The 24,886-nt window shown below is 31.2% G+C and carries 26 protein-coding genes and 2 pseudogenes; 5 read left to right on the forward strand and 23 right to left on the reverse strand.

Annotated features, from left to right (window positions below):
* Nucleotides 1–142: 142 nt before the first annotated feature.
* Nucleotides 143–469 carry a DUF3870 domain-containing protein gene (locus DM800_RS23180; protein ID WP_048547447.1) on the reverse strand — a complete coding sequence of 109 codons (327 nt, stop codon included), beginning with the start codon at nt 467–469 and terminating at the stop codon, nt 143–145.
* Nucleotides 470–728: 259 nt separating this feature from the next.
* Nucleotides 729–1,085, reverse strand: coding sequence for an FtsB family cell division protein (locus DM800_RS23185; RefSeq protein ID WP_001228712.1), 357 nt, complete (start codon nt 1,083–1,085; stop codon nt 729–731).
* Between the two features lie 287 nt (nt 1,086–1,372).
* Here DM800_RS23185 and DM800_RS23190 point away from each other — a divergent pair, with 287 nt between their 5' ends.
* Complete coding sequence (locus DM800_RS23190) at nt 1,373–2,299, forward strand: aldo/keto reductase (RefSeq protein WP_048547451.1); 927 nt, start codon at nt 1,373–1,375, stop codon at nt 2,297–2,299.
* A gap of 20 nt (nt 2,300–2,319) precedes the next feature.
* On the opposite strand, the gene DM800_RS23195 is transcribed toward DM800_RS23190, so the two are convergent.
* Nucleotides 2,320–2,916: a DJ-1/PfpI family protein gene (locus DM800_RS23195; protein ID WP_087983826.1), complete on the reverse strand. Its 597-nt coding sequence runs from the start codon at nt 2,914–2,916 to the stop codon at nt 2,320–2,322.
* Nucleotides 2,913–2,996: pseudogene (locus DM800_RS23200) on the reverse strand (ankyrin repeat domain-containing protein); the annotation flags it as partial. The pseudogene DM800_RS23200 and the gene DM800_RS23195, both read right to left, overlap by 4 nt.
* Nucleotides 2,997–3,169: 173 nt before the next feature.
* On the opposite strand from DM800_RS23200, the gene DM800_RS23205 reads away from it, so the two are divergent.
* Complete coding sequence (locus tag DM800_RS23205; protein ID WP_087983825.1) at nt 3,170–3,601, forward strand: cytidine deaminase; 432 nt, start codon at nt 3,170–3,172, stop codon at nt 3,599–3,601.
* 262 nt (nt 3,602–3,863) lie between these two features.
* On the opposite strand, the gene DM800_RS23210 is transcribed toward DM800_RS23205, so the two are convergent.
* The 3 genes from DM800_RS23210 to DM800_RS23220 all read right to left on the reverse strand — a co-directional run bounded on the left by DM800_RS23210 (nt 3,864) and on the right by DM800_RS23220 (nt 5,696).
* The gene (locus DM800_RS23210) at nt 3,864–4,094 is read right to left on the reverse strand and encodes a hypothetical protein (RefSeq protein WP_000789031.1); all 231 of its coding nucleotides are present in this window, start codon (nt 4,092–4,094) and stop codon (nt 3,864–3,866) included.
* Nucleotides 4,095–4,466: 372 nt separating this feature from the next.
* A complete protein-coding gene (locus DM800_RS23215; RefSeq protein ID WP_000432423.1) occupies nt 4,467–4,730 on the reverse strand; it encodes a hypothetical protein in 264 nt (87 codons plus the stop codon).
* 201 nt (nt 4,731–4,931) lie between these two features.
* Nucleotides 4,932–5,696, reverse strand: coding sequence for a class I SAM-dependent methyltransferase (locus tag DM800_RS23220; RefSeq protein ID WP_087983824.1), 765 nt, complete (start codon nt 5,694–5,696; stop codon nt 4,932–4,934).
* Between the two features lie 197 nt (nt 5,697–5,893).
* Here DM800_RS23220 and DM800_RS23225 point away from each other — a divergent pair.
* A pseudogene (locus tag DM800_RS23225) lies at nt 5,894–6,159 on the forward strand (hypothetical protein).
* Nucleotides 6,160–6,218: 59 nt separating this feature from the next.
* On the opposite strand, the gene DM800_RS23230 reads toward DM800_RS23225, so the two are convergent.
* The 3 genes from DM800_RS23230 to DM800_RS23240 all read right to left on the reverse strand — a co-directional run bounded on the left by DM800_RS23230 (nt 6,219) and on the right by DM800_RS23240 (nt 10,232).
* Entirely contained in the window at nt 6,219–8,015 is a 1,797-nt protein-coding gene (locus DM800_RS23230) for a Xaa-Pro dipeptidyl-peptidase (RefSeq protein ID WP_147787677.1), read from the reverse strand.
* Nucleotides 8,016–8,215: 200 nt separating this feature from the next.
* Entirely contained in the window at nt 8,216–9,592 is a 1,377-nt protein-coding gene (locus DM800_RS23235; protein ID WP_147787678.1) for a sensor histidine kinase, read from the reverse strand.
* Complete coding sequence (locus tag DM800_RS23240; RefSeq protein ID WP_046959692.1) at nt 9,585–10,232, reverse strand: response regulator transcription factor; 648 nt, start codon at nt 10,230–10,232, stop codon at nt 9,585–9,587. Before DM800_RS23240 ends, DM800_RS23235 begins: the two co-directional genes overlap by 8 nt.
* Nucleotides 10,233–10,353: 121 nt before the next feature.
* Between DM800_RS23240 and DM800_RS23245 the strand changes: the two genes are divergently transcribed.
* The gene (locus tag DM800_RS23245; protein ID WP_046954155.1) at nt 10,354–10,770 is read left to right on the forward strand and encodes a hypothetical protein; all 417 of its coding nucleotides are present in this window, start codon (nt 10,354–10,356) and stop codon (nt 10,768–10,770) included.
* 45 nt (nt 10,771–10,815) lie between these two features.
* Here the strand turns inward: DM800_RS23245 and DM800_RS23250 are convergent, their stop codons facing one another.
* From DM800_RS23250 to DM800_RS23295, 10 genes are all read right to left on the reverse strand, one after another.
* On the reverse strand, nt 10,816–11,313 hold the full coding sequence (locus DM800_RS23250) for a DinB family protein (protein WP_073515359.1): 498 nt from the start codon (nt 11,311–11,313) through the stop codon (nt 10,816–10,818).
* A 99-nt stretch (nt 11,314–11,412) separates the two neighbouring features.
* Nucleotides 11,413–11,871, reverse strand: a complete 459-nt coding sequence (locus DM800_RS23255) for a GNAT family N-acetyltransferase (RefSeq protein WP_147787679.1) — start codon at nt 11,869–11,871, stop codon at nt 11,413–11,415.
* A gap of 389 nt (nt 11,872–12,260) precedes the next feature.
* Complete coding sequence (locus DM800_RS23260) at nt 12,261–12,965, reverse strand: alpha/beta hydrolase (RefSeq protein WP_147787680.1); 705 nt, start codon at nt 12,963–12,965, stop codon at nt 12,261–12,263.
* A gap of 170 nt (nt 12,966–13,135) precedes the next feature.
* Nucleotides 13,136–14,515, reverse strand: coding sequence for a 5'-methylthioadenosine/adenosylhomocysteine nucleosidase (locus tag DM800_RS23265; protein ID WP_147787681.1), 1,380 nt, complete (start codon nt 14,513–14,515; stop codon nt 13,136–13,138).
* Between the two features lie 17 nt (nt 14,516–14,532).
* Nucleotides 14,533–15,282: a WecB/TagA/CpsF family glycosyltransferase gene (locus tag DM800_RS23270; RefSeq protein WP_000386252.1), complete on the reverse strand. Its 750-nt coding sequence runs from the start codon at nt 15,280–15,282 to the stop codon at nt 14,533–14,535.
* Between the two features lie 12 nt (nt 15,283–15,294).
* Entirely contained in the window at nt 15,295–16,884 is a 1,590-nt protein-coding gene (locus tag DM800_RS23275) for a M3 family metallopeptidase (RefSeq protein ID WP_147787682.1), read from the reverse strand.
* Between the two features lie 290 nt (nt 16,885–17,174).
* Nucleotides 17,175–18,035, reverse strand: coding sequence for a DegV family protein (locus tag DM800_RS23280; protein WP_147787683.1), 861 nt, complete (start codon nt 18,033–18,035; stop codon nt 17,175–17,177).
* 474 nt (nt 18,036–18,509) lie between these two features.
* Entirely contained in the window at nt 18,510–18,962 is a 453-nt protein-coding gene (locus tag DM800_RS23285; RefSeq protein ID WP_088063739.1) for a spore coat protein, read from the reverse strand.
* 14 nt (nt 18,963–18,976) lie between these two features.
* Nucleotides 18,977–19,177 (reverse strand): hypothetical protein, encoded by a 201-nt coding sequence (locus tag DM800_RS23290; protein WP_060487103.1) that lies wholly within the window; start codon nt 19,175–19,177, stop codon nt 18,977–18,979.
* 364 nt (nt 19,178–19,541) lie between these two features.
* Nucleotides 19,542–20,132, reverse strand: a complete 591-nt coding sequence (locus tag DM800_RS23295; protein ID WP_147787684.1) for a spore coat protein — start codon at nt 20,130–20,132, stop codon at nt 19,542–19,544.
* A 671-nt stretch (nt 20,133–20,803) separates the two neighbouring features.
* Here DM800_RS23295 and DM800_RS23300 point away from each other — a divergent pair.
* Nucleotides 20,804–21,235, forward strand: a complete 432-nt coding sequence (locus DM800_RS23300; RefSeq protein WP_147787685.1) for a GNAT family N-acetyltransferase — start codon at nt 20,804–20,806, stop codon at nt 21,233–21,235.
* A gap of 217 nt (nt 21,236–21,452) precedes the next feature.
* Here the strand turns inward: DM800_RS23300 and DM800_RS23305 are convergent, their stop codons facing one another.
* The 3 genes from DM800_RS23305 to DM800_RS23320 form a co-directional block, all read right to left on the reverse strand.
* On the reverse strand, nt 21,453–22,655 hold the full coding sequence (locus DM800_RS23305; protein ID WP_147787686.1) for a BC_2427 family protein: 1,203 nt from the start codon (nt 22,653–22,655) through the stop codon (nt 21,453–21,455).
* Nucleotides 22,656–22,780: 125 nt separating this feature from the next.
* The gene (locus DM800_RS23315) at nt 22,781–23,476 is read right to left on the reverse strand and encodes a CsxC family protein (RefSeq protein ID WP_001975871.1); all 696 of its coding nucleotides are present in this window, start codon (nt 23,474–23,476) and stop codon (nt 22,781–22,783) included.
* Between the two features lie 548 nt (nt 23,477–24,024).
* Entirely contained in the window at nt 24,025–24,795 is a 771-nt protein-coding gene (locus tag DM800_RS23320) for a GNAT family N-acetyltransferase (protein WP_147787687.1), read from the reverse strand.
* Nucleotides 24,796–24,886 lie beyond the last annotated feature (91 nt).

Raw genomic sequence — 24,886 nt, forward strand, 5'->3', positions numbered from 1 at the left:
TGACAAAGTGGAACCTTAATCCACAAAATAAATTAGTTTTTTACGGACAATTAATCTCCTCTTTCGCTTACTTTTCATATAGGAGATTAATGTGAAATAAAAAAAATCCAGCCATAAGAAGATTCTTATGGCTGGATTTTGTCTAGGAATAGGTAGACAAAGCAGCAATTTGATTATATTTTTTCTGCGCATCTTTTAACGCTACAAGTAGTGCCTTTTGAGACGAACCGAAGTATCTATTTTTTATTTCTGTTACCAATAGTGGATCATTAATATTTTTATGTAGAAACAAATATTTAACGAATTGAGATGTTAATGCAATTGTCGCTGAGCAATCTGCATCTACAATTTCCCCTGTCTCCTTAACAAGTACAAACGCTACAAAATAACTTTTGAACTTTTCGGTAATAGGATTATTTTGAGGTGCTTTCGCATCCCCTACGATATAAATTGTATTTGAAGCGTACACAGCTATCTTCCTTTCTAATACGGGATAACGGTTTTCTTAATAGTCGTATGAGTGATAAACTCAACGTTGATTAAGAAATGTATCCGCTTACCTTGTATTATAATACAATTGACAGAATTTTAACAACATTTATTTCAGTGTATATTCCATAAGTATAAAAACAGCTCAAACTCTTCATTTTTACAATATGTGATTGTTACTTGTACCATGCCATTCATACATAAAAAAACAGCTAGCAATCGCTAACTGTTCTATTACACTACTTCGGCAACACAAATATAGTTTCATTTGACTTTGAAAATTGATATTCTTTTCTCGCAAACTTCAAAATTTCTTCCTCATCGTCTGTTAAATTTTCTATGTTAGTCTTTAAAGAATCCTGGTCTTTCTTTAAAGAGACCAATTGTTTTTTTTGATTCGTTATTGTATCTTTTTTTTCTACGATTATTTCTTGTTGTTTCGTTAAAATAAATTGAAGGTACAAAGTAGCCGCCGCAATAAATATAAACATGAATATAAATCGTCTTAGTTTTTTCTTATTAATTGCTCGCTTCTCATTAGGCTGTGATAGTTGCTCTTCTATATTAGGAACATTTATTCGCTTGAGTTTCCTCATTATGAAATCCCCCTAACACATATATTTTCACTACCCTCGGCATAATCCCTTACTAACTATAATTCTATTCTTATAAAATAAGCTCCTTCACAAAAATATCTTACAAATCAACCAATTAAAGATAGCATTCGACGACATTTCCATATTTACTTTGAAATTTTTTATGTATGCTGCCATAAAATAGTAGTTTCTGTTATTCTTTTTCTATTATTGTAGAAGAGTTTTTTTACACACAAAATACCTTCCCTACATATCGATGTTATAACATGCTTACAAGGAGGAAAAATATGCATTACCGTACATTAGGTAAAACTGGAATAACTGTCTCTGAAATAGGTTTTGGGGCATGGGCAATCGGTGGTGATGAATGGGGACCTGTTAACGATAAACAATCTATAACCGCTATAAAAAAAGCAATTGAGTGTGGTGTGAATTTTATTGATACTGCAGATGTGTATGGTTTAGGACATAGTGAAAAGTTAGTGTCTACCGCAATTAAAGGATATCGTAATGATATTATCCTATCAACGAAAGGCGGTTTAATCGGACATCACTACGATCCGAATGGAGAACCTGTATATGATACTCCCGAAAAAATCATCGCCGTATTTGAAACAAGTTTACAACGTCTTCAAACAGATTACATTGATCTTTATTTTTGTCATATTTGGTGGCATAACCGTAGAGAAACAGAAGCATTTTTACGTGCATTTGAAGTATTAAAACGTGATGGAAAAGTAAGAGCAGTCGGTGTTTCGACACATGATTTACAATACATTCGACATTTCAATAAAAACAATGAAATTGACATCGTACAACTTGATTACAATATATTGAATCGAAAACCAGAAAATGATATTTTGCCATTCTTACAAGAAAAAAATCTAGGAGCTGTTATTCGTGGGCCGTTAAAAATGGGTATTTTAACTGGAAAATTCACAAATAAAACAACTTTTCCAAATGGAGATTTACGCAAAGATTGGCCAAATGAAAATTGGTTTCAAGAAGACTTACAAAAGGTAGAGAAACTTCGGTTGCTCTCAAATAAAAATCAGACCTTAGGGCAACTTGCACTTCGCTATATACTCACTCATCCAGCAGTGAGTGTTGTAATCCCAGGTGCAAAAACAGAAAAACAAGCACAAGAAAATGCAAATGCGTCTGTTCGCCCTATTTTGAGTGATGAGGAGATTAGCTATATTCAATCAATATAAAAAAGCCCGGCCTGGGCTTTTTAATTTTGTAAATCAATATCATATTCCATACTTTTAGCTGTTTCCTCAGCAATCTCCACACCTAACAAATTTTTTACAATATGAAATGACATGTTAATACCAGCTGAAATACCTGCAGATGTAATAATGTGTCCTTCATCTACAAATTTCACATTCTCCATTACTTCTACATTCGGAAAATTTTTTTTGAAGGTTTGAATACTAGCCCAATGCGTTGTTGCTTTTAAGCCTTCCAGTAAACCGGCTTTCGCAAGTAATAGCGCACCCGTACAAACTGAAGTCATTAGCTTTACTTCTTTTATTTGCTGACGAACCCAATTTATTATAATATCATTTTGCACTTCATTTTCCCGAACACCTTTACCACCTGGAATGATTAAAATATCAACTGGCGGTAAATCTTCAATACTATAATCTGGCTTTACCTTTAATCCGTTTCTTGCTGTAATCATTTCTCCATTTTGGCTAACTGTATACACAGTAAATGGTTTTTCTTCATCCGCTTCGGTTACAGAAAAAACTTCAAATGGCCCAGCAAAGTCTAACACTTCTACCTCGTTAAATAAAAATATGCCCACACTCCATTTATTTATCATACGTTCACTTCCTGTTTTAAATAATGTAAAAGGTGATCATGTTCTTTTTCTAATGCAATATAATATGCTGTTCTCCCATCTTTCAAAATATTTAAGTTTCCCCTTCTTCTATATGTTCTATTGATTATGATATTTTCCTGTTAAAACTACAGTTTACATAATAATATTATCTCTCCAATAATTATCTGTTATTTTAAATATTGAATTTTTTCGTTAAAATAACACTAATCATGTTTAATACGGAGGAGAAATTATGTTAAAAGTAATGCCTTTAAATAGTGAAGACTATGATTTAATTACAGCTGCTGAAAAAGTAATCGAAAAAAACTATAAATATGGTCGTCATCATATCGGATCAGCTGTAAGAACTAAAACAGGTAATATTTATGCAGCAGTGCATGTTGAAGCGAATGTTGGAAGAATAACAGTATGCGGTGAAGCTATGGCGATCGGAAAATCTATTTCAGAAGGTGATCATGAATTTGATACCATTGTCGCAGTTGCTCACCCACACCCTCATGAAGATATAGAAAAATGTTGGGTTGTTGCTCCATGTGGTATGTGTCGAGAATTAATAAGTGATTACGGAATAAATACGAACGTTATACTTTCATATAATGGTGAACTTGTAAAATGTAACGTAATGGAATTATTACCTGAAAAGTACACAAGTGAAGTAGAATAATCATTCATACTTTCAACATATCAAATAATATTATTCCAATAAAAAAACAATCCATTTTTAAAACGGATTGTTTTTTTATTTCTTTTTTTAAGTAGTTTTTTTATTTTTCTATTTTCAATAATTATAAAATCAGCATTAACAAAAATGAAATCCAAATATTTAAGTACGCATTGTGATTCGTTTTTTCATTTGAAAACAAAAATAAAATTTCTCCTTACATTTGAAAAACATTAATGTGAACTCTCTAAAATCAGCAACCTTATCATACCAATCTATAACAATTCTGTCTTCTTCCCTTACCTGTTTCCTTTAACACATATGATTTTAAAACAAGCGCTGTTAATGAATCTGTTAATGTTTTATATGATAAATTAGATAATGCTAATAGATCGTTCGTATATAACATTCTATGCTTCTCTAATAATAATAGTACTAATCGTTCCGACGGTTTTAATGCCTCATCACTTTCTAGTATAAAGTCTATATTTTTCATTTCTCTAATTGTTACTCCTTATATAAAAAAATACTTGCACAACTAATTTAATATAAAAATAATACACAACAAGATTTGAAGTATATTAAAATAACATCGTTTCGAAACACTATTATACTATAACATAGAAAAAGCATTTCCCGAAATAGGAAATACTTTTTAAAATCGCTTATATGTTTCTTCCAAACTTACATTATATTTCGAATTCTTATCCGTACAATTTCCTCCTAATTTTTGCTGGTCATACCGATGTATTTGTAATCAATCGAGTTCTTCTAAAATAATATAAACAAATAAAAACGGTTAGTCTATCATACTCTAAACATAAATGAATAACCGTTTTCCAGCTTCTACTCAAATACATGTACTACCTTAAATATTTCTTGCAATATGCGGCTTACTGTAATGACTTGTACCACCACCGCCTACTACTACTTTACCGCCTTTTTCAAAAATTAATAGTTTACTTGAACCATCTGCAAGAAGTACTATTACTTCAGCATTATTACTTGTTGCTACATAAATTACATAGCCACTTTTTGATATACATGTTTCCCAATTCGCATCAAATTCTGATCTTACTACACGATTGGAATACACTTGATTTTCAATTCTGTCTTGTTCTACGTTTTCCAAATTTATCCCCTACTTCTCTAAAATATCATTTATAGAAAAATAACATTTCTATTTGAAATAGTAACTGCCTTTAATATAAGTAGTATATGTAGTTAGTAGAAGAATGCTTGGACAACCGGAACGTAATACCGTGTAAGTAATATACAATTGAAATAAGGCAGCCGATATTATATCGATTGCCTTATTTTCATACATAGTTCTTTATTTTTCGTTTCGCACAGCTTCAAAAGTAAACATTTGACTTGCATTTGACGGTTCTTTTTCATAAACATAGTCAGCGGAGTAAGTAATGTTAGAGAAACCTATACTTTCTAGCAGAAGTTTAAACTCTTCTATTCCATACCAGCGTATCGCAAAGCGTTGTAGTTCTGTTTGTACTAACTGCCCTTTACTCCATTTTTCATATTTTAAATATGATAGAGTAACTTGGTTCAGCCAATCTATTTCAATTGATTTATTTTCTAATGTAATTCCGTCTCCACTCGGCAAAGAAAAAGTCGATGTATGAATCTCTCCTGTTTTCCAGTCATGCGGAAGCATAATATCTACGATTAATCGCCCGCCTGGATTAAGATGTTCATAAAAACATTTCAATGCGTTTATAGAATCTGTACGATTTTCAATTAAACAAAAAGATCCAGTTGGAATGATTATTGCCTCGTATTTATGTGGCAGTGAAAATTGTTGTAAGCTTCCTTGATATAAATTAGGATGTAAGTTTCTCTCTTTACATCGCACGCGGCACGATTCTAGCATTTCAGGTGAATAGTCAATCCCATCCACTTTAAAACCAGCTTCAAGAAGTGGGATGATAACACGCCCTGATCCTACTGCCGCTTCAAGAATTCTTCCTCTACCATTTTTTAAACGTTCTTCGTAATACTCAATATCACCATTTAAAGAATAACCGACAGGCTTAGTGAAATCATAAAGTTCCGTGCAAAGTGTACTATAAAAACTAAACATTTATTTTCTCCTCCGTTTTATACGTACGGAAGATTTTCATTCAATTAATCTTCCTGTACCTTTATTTTTAATAAAAATTCGAAAGAGCTGACTGTCATAATATATCACTCGCTTTCCATACAATATAATTATATTGTATAATATTCCATTCAAAATGAACATATGAAAATTCAGAATTATATTGAAAGGAGGATATGATGAATTCATTAATTGGATTTATTTTTCTTCTTATCACTTTTAATACACTCATTTTCTTTATAGCAAAGAAATATCAACGAATATGGAAAATAGCCAGTGGTATTTTCATACTTTCTTCGCCACCTTGCACGTAATTGGTGAAAAAGTAGGAGATGGATTCGCTGGAGGTTTTGCTGGGCTTACCTTTAGTGGTCTATTGATCGTGAATGCAATTTTTTTATTTGTTGTAAGCATTTTTGTATCTACTAATAAACATTCACATTAAACTCCCCATTTCAAAGTTTAAAGAGCTTACTATGCAGTAAGCTCTTTATTCATAACTATTTATTTCACAATCGGCAATATTACTTCACTTAATTTTACTGTAAGCTTCGTGCCTGCTTTCGGTCTAATCGTATAATCATAGTCACTAGCGATTAAAATGACCCCTATTTGATGCCCCGCTTTAAATACATAATCATCAGGCTGCATATCCCATGTGAATGTATAATCTTTGCCCGGTTGAATCGCTGTTGAATTTTCTATACTCTTTAAGTTTTGTGGATCCATCCAGCCTCTCGTTACAATTTCCGGCTTTGCTCCACCATAATCAACAAGTAAAGCAGTTAAATTTGATACAGATCGATCAATATTTCCTGTAATTGAAATCTTTGGTGTACCGCTTATACGCGTATCTTTTTGAAGTACAGGCATTGTATACACTAATCGATTGGCTACTTCTAATTCTGGGTTTGCTATTAATTGATTTGATTTCATTTTTGCATCATCCACGAATGAGAAAACTTTATTTGCTGAGCCCATACTTAATGGCAAATTAACTGCTTTGTTACTTAAATACATACGAACTTTTGACGGTACAGCTGCTGGATCCGGCCAATTTTTTATTTTATCCCAAGTTTTATTTTCACGTTGTACATCCACCATCGGTTCATTCATAATCCCATTTTCAATTCCATACAACCAGTAATCGAACCATTTATTTTGTGTTCTTTGCCAATCATTTGTTGATGTTCCACCGTGTCCACCTTGATGTAACCACATTTTACGAGGGACATCATTTTCTCCAAGTGCTTCCCACCACTGCGCAAACTGCTTCGTCTTTACATTCCAATCATTTAAACCATGAACAACAAATACACTCGCTTTTACGTTTTTAGCATCTTTTACATAATTACGTTTATCCCAAAAATCATTATAATTACCAGTTTTCCGGTCCTGTCCAGCTGTTAGCTCTTTTATTACTTGTCCGCAAACTTCAGGATTTTCTCTTGTTAGAACTGCTTCTGCCATGTTATCTGTATCTTCTCCTTGGTATCCACCAGGCGCAATGACTGCACCGTTTGCACGATAATAATCATACCAACTACTAATCGCTGCGATTGGAATAATTGTTTTTAACCCTTCCACGCCAGTCGTCGCAACTGCATTTGGTAACGTACCATTATAAGAAACGCCTGTCATACCTACATTTCCTGTTGACCAATCAGCCCTAACTTCCTCACCATTTTCTGTATATGCTTTCGCTCGCCCATTTACCCAATCAATGACAGATTTCGTCCCTAATATTTCTTGCTCATCCCCAGTAGTTGGACATCCGTCTGATTTTCCAGTTCCTATACTTTCACCTAAAATGACTGCATAGCCTCTTGGCACATAATAATTTCCGTATGAACCAAGATTAACAGCTCCATACGGTTTCCCTTCATACGCATACAATTCTTCATCTACATTATATACAGGAACATCTTTTAAGCCAGATCGATATGGACTCATTTCATATATAACGGGAACTTTCACATTTGAATCAGTTTTTGGACGCATAACTTTTACTGATACACGATCCTTTTTTCCATCTCGATCACTATCAACTTCCGTCTCTACAAATAAATTTTCGATAATTGCTTCATCAAGCGAGTAGATCGGCTTTGTCATCCCATTTTCTAATTCAATCTTCGTATTTGATTGTAGTCCTTCTGCACCTTTCCCATTTAACTTCACGCCATTCTCATTTATGTAGTTTGTTTCTTTCTTGTCTGCATACGCAGTCATACTAGAAACTCCTGATGTGACTGATAAAGATAAGATTGTTGATAATGTAATTGCTATTTTCTTTTTCCCCATACTTTTTCCTCCCCATATATGTCTCCTTTTACTATACAACGAAATAACAGAAAATTCAGTTTATATTTCATGCAACAACTTGAAAAATTTGTAGAACACTCTTCAAACGAGCTTTCGAGGTTATACATTCTGATTTACTACTCTCATATAATCAAAAAAAACATCGCCTAATAATAGACGATGCTTTTTATAGTTTCGAATTAGTCATTCTTCATATTAATATAAAATCTTATATCTCCCTCTATTGTAGAGACTCCATAATCAAAACCATGTCTTTCTAAAATACTTTTCACTATCGCTAAACCTAGTCCTGTACCAGAATGGTCTTTACTACGAGAAGATTCTAAGACGTAAAAAGGTTCCCAAATTTTATCGATATCTTTCATTTGTTCAGCATTCATCCCATTTTGAATTTGAAAATATATATTTTCATTTCGATCTTCTAAAGTAATTTTTATATTTTGATTTGCTGTATATTTTATCGCATTAGATATTAAATTTTGAAAGACCATTTTCATTTTATTTACATCAGCATTAACAACTGCATCGCTAACATTATAGTTCACTTGCAAATTGATTTCTTTCGATTCCAGTTCAATCTTATGCTTATCTAATATACTTTGGACTAGTGATTTAATATCGAATTCTTCTTTTTGTAAAACATCTCTTTCTAGTTTAGAAAATCGTAATAACTCTTCAATTAGGTTTGAAATGTGATCAGTTTGTTTAATGATTGTATCTATGTATGTACCATCATCTAAACCATCTTTTATTCCCATAGAATATGCTTTCACTAATGCGATTGGAGTCTTTAATTCATGCGTCACATCACCCATAAATCGTTTTAAATGTTCATTTCGATCTGTTAAATCTTCATGCGCTTCATTTAGTTTTTCACTCATGATATTAATACTATTAGCTAAGTCCCCTATTTCATCATTTGTTTTCACTTTCGCTCGTTCAAATTTCAAATTTGAAATATCTTCTGCAACATTACTTAATTCTTTCAATGGTCTGGTGATTGTCGTTGAAAGTATCCATACAAGTACGATAATGAGAAAAATCGTAATGCCAAAAATGTAAAAATAAAATGAATTTAACGCTTTTATTATTTCATTAGAATGTGCGATCGAAACTCCTACTAAAATTAACATATCGTCTTTCGCAATGTATTTCACAAAAAAACTAGATTTAATCTTTTCTTGATCATATATTTTATTCGCTTGCCCGAAGTTCTTTACTTTCATTACTTCTTCTTTTGTAATCCAAAGTTTATTAAGGGCAACTCTTTTCCTTGTAAGTTGCATACGTAACTCATCATTAATTCGATCTTCCGAATTGTTAATTGATGTATACGCAATCGTAACATTTCCTTTATTTTCAATGCTAGTAATTGCTTCATCCAGTTGTATGCTCGGTATGGACTGTATTTGTGCTGTAATACCTTCTAAACTTTCTCGCGTTTTGTAAATATTATATTTCGGTAAAAGATAGTTAATTAATAATAAAGAGATTGTAAAAATAAGAATAACAGTTAAAGAAATGCTGAGAAATAGCTTTTTTCCAAGTTTATTCACTCTGCTCCTCCAAACTATATCCTAAACCACGATGCGTCTTTATAATATTTTCTCCTACTTTTTTACGTAATCTTCTTACATGTGTATCAACAGTTCGCTCTTCTCCGAAATAGTCAAATCCCCATACGATATCTAACAATTTTTTTCGAGTTAAAATCATACCTTTATGATTTAAAAAACATTTTATCAATTCTAACTCTGTTTTTGTAATATCTAACTCTTTGTCATTTTTATAAACTTTATTTTTAGTGAAATCTATTTTCAAATCTTGAACTTGAATGACATCATCATGCTGTATAAGTTTTTTCGCTCTAGTTATTAATACGCCTGGATGAAATGGTTTTTTTACATATTCATCTGCGCCACTTTGAAGTGCTGCTAATTCATCTTCACTTTCACTTTTCGCTGTAAGCATTAACACTTTTACGCTTGAATTCTTTTTTATTTCCTGACAGACAGTAATACCACTATGTTTCGGCATCATCCAATCTAAAACAGCTAAATCAACTTTTTCATCATAAAATATTTGAAGTGCTTCTTCTCCATCTTTTGCTAATAAAACTTCGAAGCCTTCTTTCTCGAAATAAGCCTTTAAAATCCTTAACATATCTTGTTCATCATCTGCTATTAATACTCTCATACATTATCCTCCATTGCTATTAAACAAAAACCAATTGTATTATACAACTTCTTTGTTACATCAATGTGACAGAAAAATATTTGAACGTTTTAAGGGTATAGTAAAAACGAGGTGTTGTATTATGATTAAAAAAATCGGGGTTATTACTCTTCTTTGTTTCTTATTATCAACAAATGTGTTCGCAAATACAAATCAACAAATTGAAGTGTTTGATTGTCAAAAAGAAATGGTCGTTCAAAAACAATCTTTAGATCCAGCTATTCAAAAAGAAGCTGTTCAATACGCTAAATCCATTACTGGCCCGTTCAAAAACTTAAACGTCGTTCCAAAAGATGGTCACATGATAAAAATCCCATTATCTAAACCAATTTCTATTACAAATCAATGGTTACATACAACAATTGATGAAGTACTTATTCTCCTCCCGCTTAATCAAAAACCTTATATTATGCTTTACGATGATGAAAACAATCCGCATTTTTATTATGTGAAAGGTGATCCGAAGGGATTATTGAAACAAATGAATGTTAAATTATAATGTAAGAAAGATCCCACAAATATCATTTGCGGGATCTTTTATTTATCAGTTAGCAACTACATTTTCATTTAAAAAATGAATAACCTGTCTTTTATGATGATTATCATGATCTATAAATTCTTTAATAATATATATAAGAGAATACGGCGTTCCAGTATGAGGACAGTGTGATACCCCATTGGCTGTTAAAGGTGTCTTTAGATTTTCATCAGGCAGTAATCTAAGTTCTTTTACGAGTAATTCTCTTTTAGCTTTTGCTTCTTCAAGAAGTTTCACCTTAGATATACCTGATTTAGCATAATTAGATGCTAGTTTATTATATGTATCAAAATCAGGGAACTCCATTCCCTGTCCGTTTCTCACTGATGATAATGTCTCACATAAAAGATAGTCATCCCAGTTCATAATATGTGATATGATCTCGCTAATAGTCCATTTCCCCTCTGATATTGGAGCCACCCACAATTCCTCTTTCATACCTTTCAATGTATTTAACCAAATTGAATATTCATTAAAATCATTAATAATTTTATTCTCTCCCATTATCTAATTCCCCATTCTAATAATAGATTCTAATAAATTATACCATCAATCTATACAAAAACGAACAAAAGTTCTGTTAGAGAGATAAATATTAATTCACTACATCCTTTTATGTAAGTTCAAATAATGGCTTGATCCCACAAATTTTATCCCTTTCAAAAATCCACTCGAAGTATAAAATTTGTCACCCTGTTCTGTATCTGTATGTAAGACAACAATATTAAAATATTTTTTCGCTTCGCCTAAAATTCGCACTAACAGTAACCTCCCTAATCCTTTCCTTCGGTATTCTTTTGCAATATAAAATCTCCTTATCCTACCAATCCTATTGTTTTCTGTATATGGGTCCTCATTTAACCCTCCTATTCCAATTAACTTTTCCCCTTGAAAAATACCATATAAACATTCTCCAGTTTTATTAAATATGTTTATTTTATTTTCATATTCACTTATTAGTTTTATTAAGAAATTAAATCCTTCTTCTTTGCTTTCTTGAACAAGATAATCGTGCTCGTATTTCATTAAATCTTCAATTTGTTGAATATGTATATCTTTCAAGTAAATTCCCCCTTAATATAAAAATACGTAAAAATGCTCAAGAATTATTTATTCTGAGCATTTTTATGGTTGTTATTTTATTTAATTCGTAGTGTGCGTATTCTTCACTTCAGATGTAAATCGATAATATAGTTGTTTTATTTTATTATGAAAATATAAGAGCCTTGCTACACTCTAGTGTGTGGTAAAGCTCTTTAAAGTTGTTTAATTTTTATACATATAAAGATATTTGTACTCAAAAATCATTAATAAAGTTGTTTAATTCTTATTGAACTAAGGCAATTGTTTGTTTAAGTGAATACTTTTACATTTATAATATCTTTCAAATATAATATTAGTTTATATATTCACTATTCTTCTCTAACAGGTTCAAGATAAATTATAATTTGTTAATCGATACGTTTGTGTAACCACTGTTCAAATATCTTGAACTGTTCTTCAGTATGAAAATAATGTTCACCTGTCTCCATGACTTCTAATTTACAACGATGTTTTTTTGTAAAATAGTTAATAGTTTCAAATTCGCACAGTTCATCCTTGGATCCGTACATAATATATGTATCTGTATTCCATGTATTAATAGGATGTTGTTTTACATAACATAAATAATCCCAATATAACTTTTGACCAATCGGTGTCTCTATAGTCATTTCTTTTTGCAAAAGCTCTGGTGTTACATTAAACCATTTCATCATATTTTCGATAATTCGTTCCATATTAACTACTGGTGATAAAAATAATGCCTTTTCTATCACATCATTTTGATAAGCTAAAAGGCTAAAATAAGCTCCTATACTACATGCAAACACGCTTACTTTTTTCCAATGTTCTTTTGCGTAATTCATAATTATCGATAATTCACTAACACAAAACTGTACTTTGCAAGGAGTATTATCATTTTTTCTGTCTCCATGCTCAGGTAAATCAAAGCTTAATACTTGATAACCTTTTTGATTAGCTTCTTCAGCTAATATTTGAATAACTGTATCTTCCTTATTTGACATATTTCCATGTACTGCAATAAAAACTTTTTCACTTTTATCTCCCCACAAAACCGCGGGAATATTACTAATGTTAAAATTATCTTTAAGCATATTTCCTCCGTGGAATAAGATATATAGGAATTGGCAAAAAACTGCACACACTTTATAATCCTCTACTCAGTTTTTTAAAAAATCAAACTATTACTATTTTATCACAAATGAATTCTACTCCATTCGTGGAAGAAGGATTTTTAAAATATTATATGATTTTTTAAATGAATTTATAATCTCTGCACAGTAGGCAATATTCCCTTCAACTCAAGTAAATCATCTATTACTAAATCCGCCTGCGCAAGTTCATCTTCTTGTGCAAAATCAAAATTGCATCCAATCGCAATCAAGCCATTATCTTTAGCTGCGTTTATATCAGATAACCGGTCCCCAACTACAGCTGCTTCTTTTATATCATATTTGTTTAAAATATTTTTTACTAAGTCGCTTTTATTAAGTGAGTTTATTTGTTCAATACTAAATGTTTCAGTAACCCATTGGTCTAAATCATAATAAGATACGATTGCTCGTAAATATTCAGTTAAACCATTACTAGCAATATATATTGAACAATTACTTTCTTTTATATATGTAAAAACTTCTTTTACGTTCGGATATAAAGCACCTTTTCCGCTCTTAATGTTTTCAATTAGTCTTTCTAAAAAATATGCATCTGTTTGTTCTCTTACTTCAAGAGAATGCTTCGGTAATAAAACTTCCCAAACTTTCGGTAAAGGCACACCCATAATTTCACGGTATTTTTCAATAGGTGTTACCGTATCCCATAATTGTAGTGATCTTAAGTGATCAAATGTATCATCTAACGATAATTCTAAAATTTTATCAGTTTGAAATAACGTTCCGTCCATATCAAAAATTAATGCTTGTAACATGTCATTCTCCCCTTTTGAACTATAAGTTTTACTCGATATATTTTTCAGCATCTCAACAATAATTTCTGAACAATAATTTGCGGCAGTTTTCGCGAAGTCGTCATAAGAAATTTGTGCTTCATCATCTGCACTGTCAGAAATACATCTTATAACGAGAAATGGTACTTCATTTATGTAAGCAACATGGCCAATTGCTGCACCTTCCATTTCAGTACAATGCGGCGCATATTCGTCTATTAATCTCGCTTTTAGTTTTGAATCTTCAACAAAACATTCACCGCTGACGATTCTTCCTTCATGAACCTCCATATGTAAACTACTACTATTGCATGCTGTACGTGCTAACTCAACTAATTCCATACTTGCGACAAATTCTTCTTGGAACGGGAATAAGTTTTTCATTTGAGTTTTACTTACATCATGGTGGGTAACATTCGTTGAAATAACGATATCACCAACTTTTACATCTCGGTGTAACCCTCCAGCAATACCCGTATTGATAATAGCATCTACATGAAATTTATGAATTAATGTTTGTGTACATGCGGCTGCATTTACTTTCCCTACACCAGAACGTGTAATAATTACTTTTGTTCCCATGAATTCGCCAATGTAAAAAGGCATTCCCGCAATCGTCTGTTCTTCTTGTATAGCTAGTTTTTCTAAAAGTAAGTCTATTTCGATTTGCATTGCTCCGATAATGCCGATTTTGTTCATGTATGTAGTCCCCTTCATTAATTACTCCCTTTAATTCTTTCAGACATAACCGAAAATAAAAATTTCGGAAGTACAAGTTGTCTCTTTAACCGTTTCGGCTGTGAGAGTAACCTATACAGCCATTCGGTTCCAGTATCCCTCATAATTTTCGGTGCTCTTTTTACAGTACCAGATATTATATCAATCATGCCTCCAATACCAATAGATAGCGGAACGTTTAACGTTTGTATGTTTTCATAGATGAATTCTTCTTGTTTTGGTGAACCTAGTCCTACTAGCAATAAATGCGGCTTGAATTGCTTGATTTTTATTTTTACTTCTTCTATTTCTTCAACATTTACAAATCCATGCTGTCCTTTAAACTGTGCTCCTGGGAACTGCTCATTTAATTTTAATAATGCCTTTTTATTACTTTCTGGTGCGGCTCCAAAAAGAAAGACACGGTATCCATTGTCATTACAATATTTTATTAAATCATGAGTGATATCTGCCCCAGTAACACGTTCTTTCAAAGTTCCCTTCAATATTTTCGAGCCAATTATGACGCCAATCCCATCCGCTGTTATTAGATCCGCAGATAGTAACATCTTTTTAAACTGCTTTGATTTTTCTGTGGTTTCCTTTGCAGACATAACAATTTCAGGATTTGCAGTTACTACAAACCTTGGTTTCTCTTGTTGTTCATGTAGCCAACCTTTTAATAAACTTATAGCTTTTGCGTATTCTAAAGTTGAAAAAGGTATTCCTTTTATAAGCTGGTAATCCACTATACTCTCTCCTTACATAAGCCTCAAATATTCATCGATATCTCTAGAAATTTGTTTAAAAGCTTTATCCCAAAATTCATAGCTTGTTATATCTATTTCAAAATGTTTTTTCATAAGCTCTTCCACTGGAGCTTTTCCTGTTTCTCGTAAAAACTCTTTATATTTCGAATGAAAAGTACTTTTAGTTTCTTGAGCCATCTCTAATAAACTAAAACTAGCTAAATAGCCAAATGTGTATGGATAATTATAAAAAGGAATATCTGCTATATAAAACTGAACATATTTCATCCAAACAAACGGCTGATATTCTGATAATGCATTCCCATATGCTTTTTCTTGCGCTGCTATAGATAACTTCTCAATTTCATCAGCACTTAAAGAACTTTCTTTACACTTTTCATAAAAATTCTTCTCAAATTCAAACGATGCTCGAATCGCCATTACATAATTAAAACTGTTTCTTATTTTCCAACTAAGCAATGACTTTTTCATATCTATACTATCTGTTGTTTGAATTAGATAATTTATGAGCACGGTTTCAAAGAAAATAGATGCTGATTCAGCCGTACTCATTGGCAAATAATCATCTAAAAAAGAAGTAGATTGTTCAAAACTCATATTATAAAAATGCCAAGCGTGTCCTAGTTCATGAGCAAGTACTCTTACACTATCAATTGTTCCATCATAACGCATTGAAATACGGGATTCTTTTTCACTGAAAAAAGGAGCACAAAACCCACCTGGTGGTTTATTATCTCTCGGTTCAGCATCTACCCATCCATTTGCTATTGCATTCTGTGCGAACTGTGCCAATTCTTCATCTATATTTTTTAGTGCATCATATATGTTTTTTACTGCTACTGAAAAAGGAATAATAGCCTCATTATTTTCTTTTACTGTCATAAGTTCATGCCATGTAATGGAAGCTTTCCTTTTCTTATACACGTTTAAAGCACTTACTAATTTATCAAGGTTTTCTTCTGTCGCATTCCACATTTGTAATAATACAGTTTCAGTAATGCCATTCGCATGTAGAGATTGCGTTAAAATCTCTCTATCTTCTAATTCATTACTCTTTGTATTACGCAATCTCCCTATTTGATTCAATACAGTAGCAAAGATTTCTTTTTCCTTATGTAAAGCACTTATTAATAACTCGAATACTTCTAATCTTTCCTTTTCATTATCACTATTCATTGCAATATTATTCGCTTGTCCAAATGATATTTGCTTATTATTGTGCTCTATTTCTATCTTATTTCTTAATTGTATGTACATATTTTCCCATGCACCAAGTTCATCTTTTATTAAATTAGTATTAAGATTATTGGAAGTTTCCATTTCACTTTTCTGTATTACTTGCTGTACTTCACTTTTTAGTTCCTTCACTTTCACAGTCAATTTAGTAAGGTCAGATGAAACACTTTCTTCAACCGATTGACAGTACAAATAGTATTCTGCTTTTTCAATAGCTTGTATAAGCTTTGAAAGAATCTCTACATCTTTTGTTACAAAATATTGCTCTTTCAACTCCAAAATCGGAAATAGAATATCCTCATTCAAATACAATCGATTTAAATCCCATCTAGCAATTTCTTGCATTTTTATAGCCGCCTCCTATTTTTACAAATAGTTACAGATATTTCTCCCTACACAATTATATATGAAATGACAAAATTTCGATATCATTAAATATTCAGATTACTATAAATACATTCTTATTTATACTCTTTTCTTCTACCATTAAGTATCATTCCACATATAAAAAATACTCCCTCTACAAGATTGCATTTGATATAGGAAAACTTCAAAGATTTTATCTTCATCAATACCATATCGACCGATTATCACAGATTAAAAAATAAAAAAGGATTGATCAAAAGATCAATCCTTTACTCTACTTCATTTAAGAAAAATAACGTTATAACGCCAGGACCTGTATGTGCTCCGATTGCTGCACCAATTGTATTTACGATAAATACTTCACAACCGAATCTTTCCGTAATTAATGATTTTAATGCTTCAGCTGTTTCTAAATCGTCACCGTGAGTCATACCAATTGTTTGACCTTTAAGGTCTTTACCACGCTCTTCCATAATATCAACAATACGGCTTAATACTTTCTTTTTCCCTCGTACCTTTTCAAGTGGTACAAGTTTTCCTTCTTCCACGTTTAAGATCGGCTTAATGTTTAGTAAACCACCGATAAAACCAGCTACTTTACTTAAACGTCCACCTCTAACAAGGTACTGTAAGTCAGCTACAGTGAAGATGTGCTCCATATGGTTCATTAGAAAAGCGACACGGTTTAAAATATCTTCTTTTGATGCGCCGTCTTTTGCCATTTTAGCAGCTTCTAAAACGACAAGACCTTGACCAAGCGAAGCACATTTCGTATCAATAATTTCTAAATCTAAATCTACATATGTTTCTTTTACTTCCTCTTTAATGACAACTGATGATTGATATGTACCAGACAGTTCAGATGAAAAAGCTAAATATATACAAGGATTACCTTCTTTTGCATAAGAAACAAATTTTTCTTGGAAAGTTTCAAGTGAAGGCAATGACGTTCTATAAACAGCGCCTCCTCTCATTTTTTGCAATAATGTAACTGACTCTAATGTTACTCCATCTAAATACTCTGTTTCTGCTTCATCATATACACGGAGTGGAATTAAATCAATATCATATGCTTGCAGCAATTCTACTGGTAAATCCGCCGCACTATCCGTAATGATTTTAACACCCATTTTTAAACCTCTATTCTGTTATAAATATAAAATAATAAAATAAAAATAGTACTTTTAAATTATATACGTAAAACTTAAATGAAGAAAGGAAAACACTTTATATTGTATGCACTATTCTTCAAAACTTGAACTATTAATGAAAATGATTCTATTTTAAACACCTTTTTCTTATTATTTTTCTATAACACGAATAATTTTATAAATATTTTGTATCATTATATTTTAATTCTTTATCTTAATATAATCTTTTCAAATTCATACTGTTTAAAATTTAAAAGCCAAATCCAATAAAGGAAATGGCTTTTAAATTTTCATAAAATAACCAAACTTTATTTTCCATCACATTGTTCTCATTATTATTTTGGCGATGTTAAATATTAGTCCAGTTATGATTAATATTTATAGCCTGTACTATAATTAAAACAGTGAATATTCACCTGTAAGAATCACTAGATAAAAAACAAGTTAAACATTTTATAAAATATTTAATTTTACTAGTAAAGCTAATAAAATTTGGAGAAGAATTTGAACATTTACTGCTATGTCTGTATCCGTAGTCGTAACTGTAACATTTCTAGAATTTCTAATGACAGTTTCTTGTTTATTAACTTGTTTAACAGATGATTTTTGAAACAATTCTTGTGCTACACGGTCAGCTTTTTCACTATCTGCTATAGAAATACTTATTATAACCACGATAGCTGCTTGTAATGCTGCTTGAATAGATAACGCAGCTTTTGTATCTGTAGTAGTAACTTCTACATCTGCTGAATCAACAATTGTAATAGATTCTTCAGAAATTTGATAAGTTTTGCTTTCTTGTGCAGCTGCTTCTGAAACATTGGCATTTTTAAAAGATGGATGAGGATTTGAAGAATCTAATGCACTCCACTTTTTATTTTCATCTGTATGGCACGCTTTGTCCATAAGTTCACCCCCTTTCAATCTAAATAATTATTAACCTGTGATTGTATTTCAGAAACAATACTTTTAATTTGCTGTTTTTTTTCTGGCGATAAATTTTTTAACCTTTCTTCATTTATCCCATGCCTATTAAAAATATCTGAGAGTAAAAGGTCTATGATTATATTCTTTTGATCCTTATCAAACTTAAAGGAAGAAAATTTGTTTAAATCATCCATTTACAATATTCACTCCAATCAATTTTCTATAAAATTTTTAAATAACTACCAGCATTATATGTAATTTAATAAAAATTGCTTGGACAAGTAACTCAATCTTCTATTTCCACTTATTTTTACTAATAAAATCAAAAAGCTGGCTTCTAATAAGAAGACAGCTTTCCTTCACATAAACATAAGTTTCATTTACTGTTAAATAATGTATTTAAATTTTACTATTTTGCAGTTTTCCACACTTACTTTCCCATTAATATTGAATATTAATTCAGTCATAATAAGAATTCCAAGCTTGTACCACATATTACAACAAAAAATATTTACTTAGAGTGAACCCTTATAGCTAAATATAAACAGATTAGAAACATTATAAAATGTTTAGTTTAACTAATAAAGCTAATAAAATTTGAAGGAGAATTTGAACATTCACTGCAATATCTGTATCAGTAGTTGTTACGGTTACGTTTCTGGAATTTTTAATAAATGTTTTTTGTCTATTAATTTGTTTAATAGATGATTTTTGAAATAATTCTTGTGTTATTTTATCTGCCTTTTCACTATCTGCTATAGAAATACTTACTACAACCACAATAGCTGCTTGTAATGCCGCTTGAATAGATAGCGCAGCTTTTGTATCTGTAGTAGTAACTTGTACATCTGCTGAATCTACTATTTCAATATATTCCTCAGAAATTTGATCGATTTCATCTGTTTGTATAGCTTCTTCTAAAAAATTTGCATTTTTACTAAATGAATTAGAATTTAATGATTCTGAATCCTGATTTATTGATTCAGAATCCACTTTTTTTGGTTCGCAATCCTTTTTTATTGGCTCAGAATCCACTTTTTTTGGTTCGCAATCCTTTTTTATTAGCTCAGAATCCACTTTTTTTCGTTCAGAATCCCGATTTAATGGATCCCGGTTTTTCTTTCGTCTACAAACTTCACAATCACACATAAAATCACCCCTTTTAGACTAAAAAATTAGCAATATGAAAATATTGGCTAACTACTAGCATTTTATGTATTTTCAAAAAAATTGTTTGGACAAGTAACTTGATTTTCTATTTTACTTCTAATTCTTTTTTCTAATAACAAAAAGCTGCCTTCTAATAAGAAGACAACCCTCTTTTATTTCACATTTATATAAAAGACCCATACTTAAATACACTAAACTTCATATAATATATTGCATCCTTTCTTTTTAGAATAAGTAGTCGTTACTGAAGGGCACTTTTCAAAGTGCTCTTATCTTTAATCCCCCTCTTTTTCAGGAAGAGTTTTTTTACTAAACCCTAATATGATTTGTATCACTAAGGCTAGGGATTACCACATTTCCTTAATAACTTCAATTAATACAGTAGCTACTAATTAAAATACCCCTATGATCTTCTCTACACTAAAAAAATCGTGCGTTACCGAACGCATGAACTAATTTTTATTTTGACTATGTAACACTAAATTCACAAGATTATTATCCTATATTTGGTGAAGCCATCATTTCAATGCCAGCAACCCCACACTTTTAACTAATAACTTAAACAAATGTGCTATCTCAAGGTTCCTTTGATATAGTATCTTATGTTCTATATAATGAAGAGAGCGCTAGTATTCCGAAGGAGGATGTATATGAGTATTCAACTAGCTACATCTAACGATTTAAAATGGATTAATAGTCAATATGACTCAATAGGATTTGTACGAAGTGATTTAAAACGAGATCAAGTTGCAATTATTACATATAACAACGAGTATGCAGGTGTGGGACGATTAGTCCAAATAGATGATGATACTATAGAAATGGGTGGAATTTTTATTCTTCCTCAATTTAGAGGGTTACAATTAGCTGGGGAACTTGTATCATTTTTAGTAGAAACTGCGAAAAAATTACAAGTAAAAAATGTATATTGTCTTCCTTTTGAGGAATTAGAAAACTTTTATAAGAAATATGGCTTTACTGAAGTTGATGCTACAAAAGAGGTTATCCATCCAATTATTCTAAAAAAATATAACTGGTGTTTGGATACTTATGATAAACATGTTTTACTATTTAAGTTGTGAGTTTCTAAATTAAGATTTAACACCTTGTATTTCCCCACATGTAAAAAAGATTTATCACGTTTCACCTAGTTAATTAACGTATTGTTAATTACTACATTGGCAGTATTTCACTTCCAATGCATGTTAGCTAGCTTGTTTGCAGACTTGCTAGCACTTTTTGTGTTTTTCTATTACAAACTCCTAAAAAAATTCAACTGATTGATAGTGAAATAATCATTTATGTAATTCGCACACGAACTTCCTGTTCTTGTAATAATTGGACGTTTAGTTCCAATATAATATTTTGCATTAACTGGTAGATCTTATCATGATTTTCACTTTGTTCTGATGTAAATTCAATACACTGAAATATATAACCTTCTACACGTAAGCTTCCTTTTTCAATTATAGATGGATTTTTTCCTTTCTTTATTATTTTTGGCAATAAGAATTCTTTGTTTGTTACAATAATTTCCTGTGATACTTCTTTTATTTCTATAACTGTTTCTTTAAAAACAATCTTTTCTATTAGACTAATTTCACCTTTATACCTCCCTATTTCAATTGGTAATTTCGCAGTTATATAATTATTTACATCTGCTTCAACTTCCTTCTCTAATATTATACCGTGGATAGGAATCCATGAAGATGAGCCTACCCAACTCTCTTCAATATTCCCTTTTTCTTTTTGATTAGAAAGTTCTAAAAGTACCCTCTTTTCATGAAGGTTTGAAGAAACTAAATTACAATCAATCTCTCCATGATAATATTCCATTGTAGTTAGTAACGTAGAATCCAGCTCACGCCCTCTTGCATCTTCTTCATTACGAAATACATATACTTCTTGATTTTTCACATTCATATTAGGGAATTTTTTAAAACTAGTAACATCTGAAATAATAGAAAATGGGGTTTTCACTTCTATTGAACGTTCTGAATTCGCTATTTTTGATTCAGTATCTATACTTTTTCCCTCTAATCCACTCGTTTTATGTTCTTTTCCTAGGACAATTTTTTCAATTTTTTTCTCAGATTCATTTTCTTTTTCTTCTTTTTGGGGCTCTGGTTCTTTATTTTCCTTTTCTGCTTGTATTGCTTTTTCTTCTTTTTTGGGATCTGTTTCTTTATTTTCCTTTTCTGCTTGTATTGCTTTTTCTTCTTTTTTTGACTTTGTTTCTTTACTTTCTTTCTCTGCTTGTATTGCTTTTTCTTCTTTTTTTGACTTTGTTTCTTTATTTTCCTTTTCTGCTTGTATTGCCTTCACCTTACGTTCTGGTCCTTTACCTTCTTTCTCTACTTGTATTGCTTTCTCTTTTTTCTCTGAATCTGTTTGTTTACTTTTCTTATTTTCTCTTATTTCATGAGATTGCTCTTGATCAATCAGTATCTCTCCTTTGTAAACTTTGTTCCATATTTTCTTACCAACCCATGGATTTTTCATCACCATCCCCCCACCAATGAAACTCATAAAAATATATTTTTGTACGCGACCATTTCATTATTATATATGTTTTATAAAACAAAAAAAAACATTGTCTTTTTATCAAAGACAATGCTTTTTTAGTTTTACACTCGTACTTGTTGCACTTGTAAAACTTTCACAGTAAGATCCAGTACAATTTTCTCACGAAGAGTCTCAAATGATTCGTTTAATTCTGTTGGACAAGGAGAGAAGTCTAATTCAAAAAATTGAGCGCTAACTAATTCGCAATATGGTTGTTCATTATAAAAAACAGTATTTTCAAAGAAGTATTTGTCTAAACGTGGTAAGTCACCGTTATTAGGATTAATAAAGTGAGATGTAGTATCTGAGGAAGCAGCTACTATTGCTAGTGATAGAAAATCTGTTTCTGTTAAATCTGCAAAACCAGAAAATGGAACATTTGCGATACGATCAAATAGTACTGAATTACATCCACTACCTGCATATTCAATGTTTTTACGAATATATCCTTGTACAAATAACTTTGCTCTTGTAACTCGGCGGTAATTTGTACCTGGTACTGGAGTGAATGCTACTGGAACTAACTTACACTGTGTTAAAAATACGTTTTTTAACACACGTTTAATTTCGGATGCTGCAGGTGCTAATGGAACATCTGATTCTACAACAATTTGAATTGTTCTTTCGGCTAATACCACTGGAATTTTTACAATCGGTGCTCCTGGTGTAAGAATTGGTGCTGCTGCCTCATCACTTAATGGTGTTTGGGTTTGTCCTACTACCTGACATGGTACATTAATTGGACATTGTTCACTCATAATATATAATCTCCTTTATAAAAAAAAATTAGAGTTTTTCAACTCTCTATACTGTATATGTACTTTTTCTATTAATGCGTGGGTTTGTATCATAGTCACTTTTATCATTTGCAAAATAAGAGATTCATTTCCCCTTGATAGTTAAAAACATATAAATTAATAAAAGGAGCCTATACTGATATCTACCTATATAAAATAGAAAGTCTCGACTTTTTTCTGTTAGAGCTAATAGGTGTTCCAAAATTAATTTTTCAAGAGTCTTTTATTCCATCTAACAAAGGTTAATATTTAATAAGAACCATTTACCGACTTTTTAATATCCACAAAATAGAAGGTCTCGACTAATTTATCTTTTTATAAAAAATAAAAACGGACTAAAAAAGCCAGTTTTTACACTCAATATATTATAGAATATTCTTATTATTTAATTAATTATTTTATTTTCTAATGTTTTGATAGAGTTTTTAAAAACTCTATCAAAGCATTCTAGTTATCGGTCTTTCCCTTTAAACTCTTTACTTTGTACACATCTTACACTCTCTGCCCATTCATCTATTATCCACAAAATACGTATCATACGCCTTATCAAAAACATATCCTAACTTTTCTGCTAGTTTCGCAGATGTAGTATTTGCTGCATCCCAGTTTGGATATATCCCTTTTTCTAAACAATCCAAGATTAACGCCGCACTAACTATAGTTGCCAACCCTTTTCTTCTATGGTTGTGATCAGTCGCCACTTCGATTTCAATCCCATTATCATAAATGCTATATGATGATGCACCGCATATAACTTCTCCTGTATACAAAATACAATACCCTATACCTCGGTTTATATAATCTTCAACTGATTGAAATTGACTTGTAAAATCTTCAGAGACTTTATGTAATGTAGGGTTATTTACGATATCTTCATCTATTCTTCTTAACTCGTATCCTTTTGGAAGCACTGATATAAAAGATTGTAATTTTGAACGATTAAAAACTTCTGCATTACGTTTGAATTTATAGCGTAAAAACTTATCTATTTTTCTTCCGTAAAATGTTTCTAAACGCTTTTTCCACTCTTCACTATTTACGATTACTAACATTCTATCAGGAATGTTACGTACTAATTCTTCTGTTTCTTTCGCATTTGAATCCCCAGCATAAAATGTGAAAATCCCTATCGTAACTTGCGCTACTGTTGGATTTTCAAGATTATTTACCCAAGCGGTACCCATATGTCCTTGTAAATAAGAAAGTAAAACAACGTTATTGAAATCTTCGAACATAGTAACTAATTTTTCTCTTGTATGTTTATTCGCTTCATATATCATTTACATTCCTGCTTTCTTTAGAATTAATGTACTTCTACTCTTTTCTACATATAAGCAAACGTCTACTACATTCCATATAATTATAAATTAT

The sequence above is a fragment of the Bacillus sp. AY18-3 genome, assembly GCF_008042305.1.
Lineage (GTDB): Bacteria > Bacillota > Bacilli > Bacillales > Bacillaceae_G > Bacillus_A > Bacillus_A wiedmannii.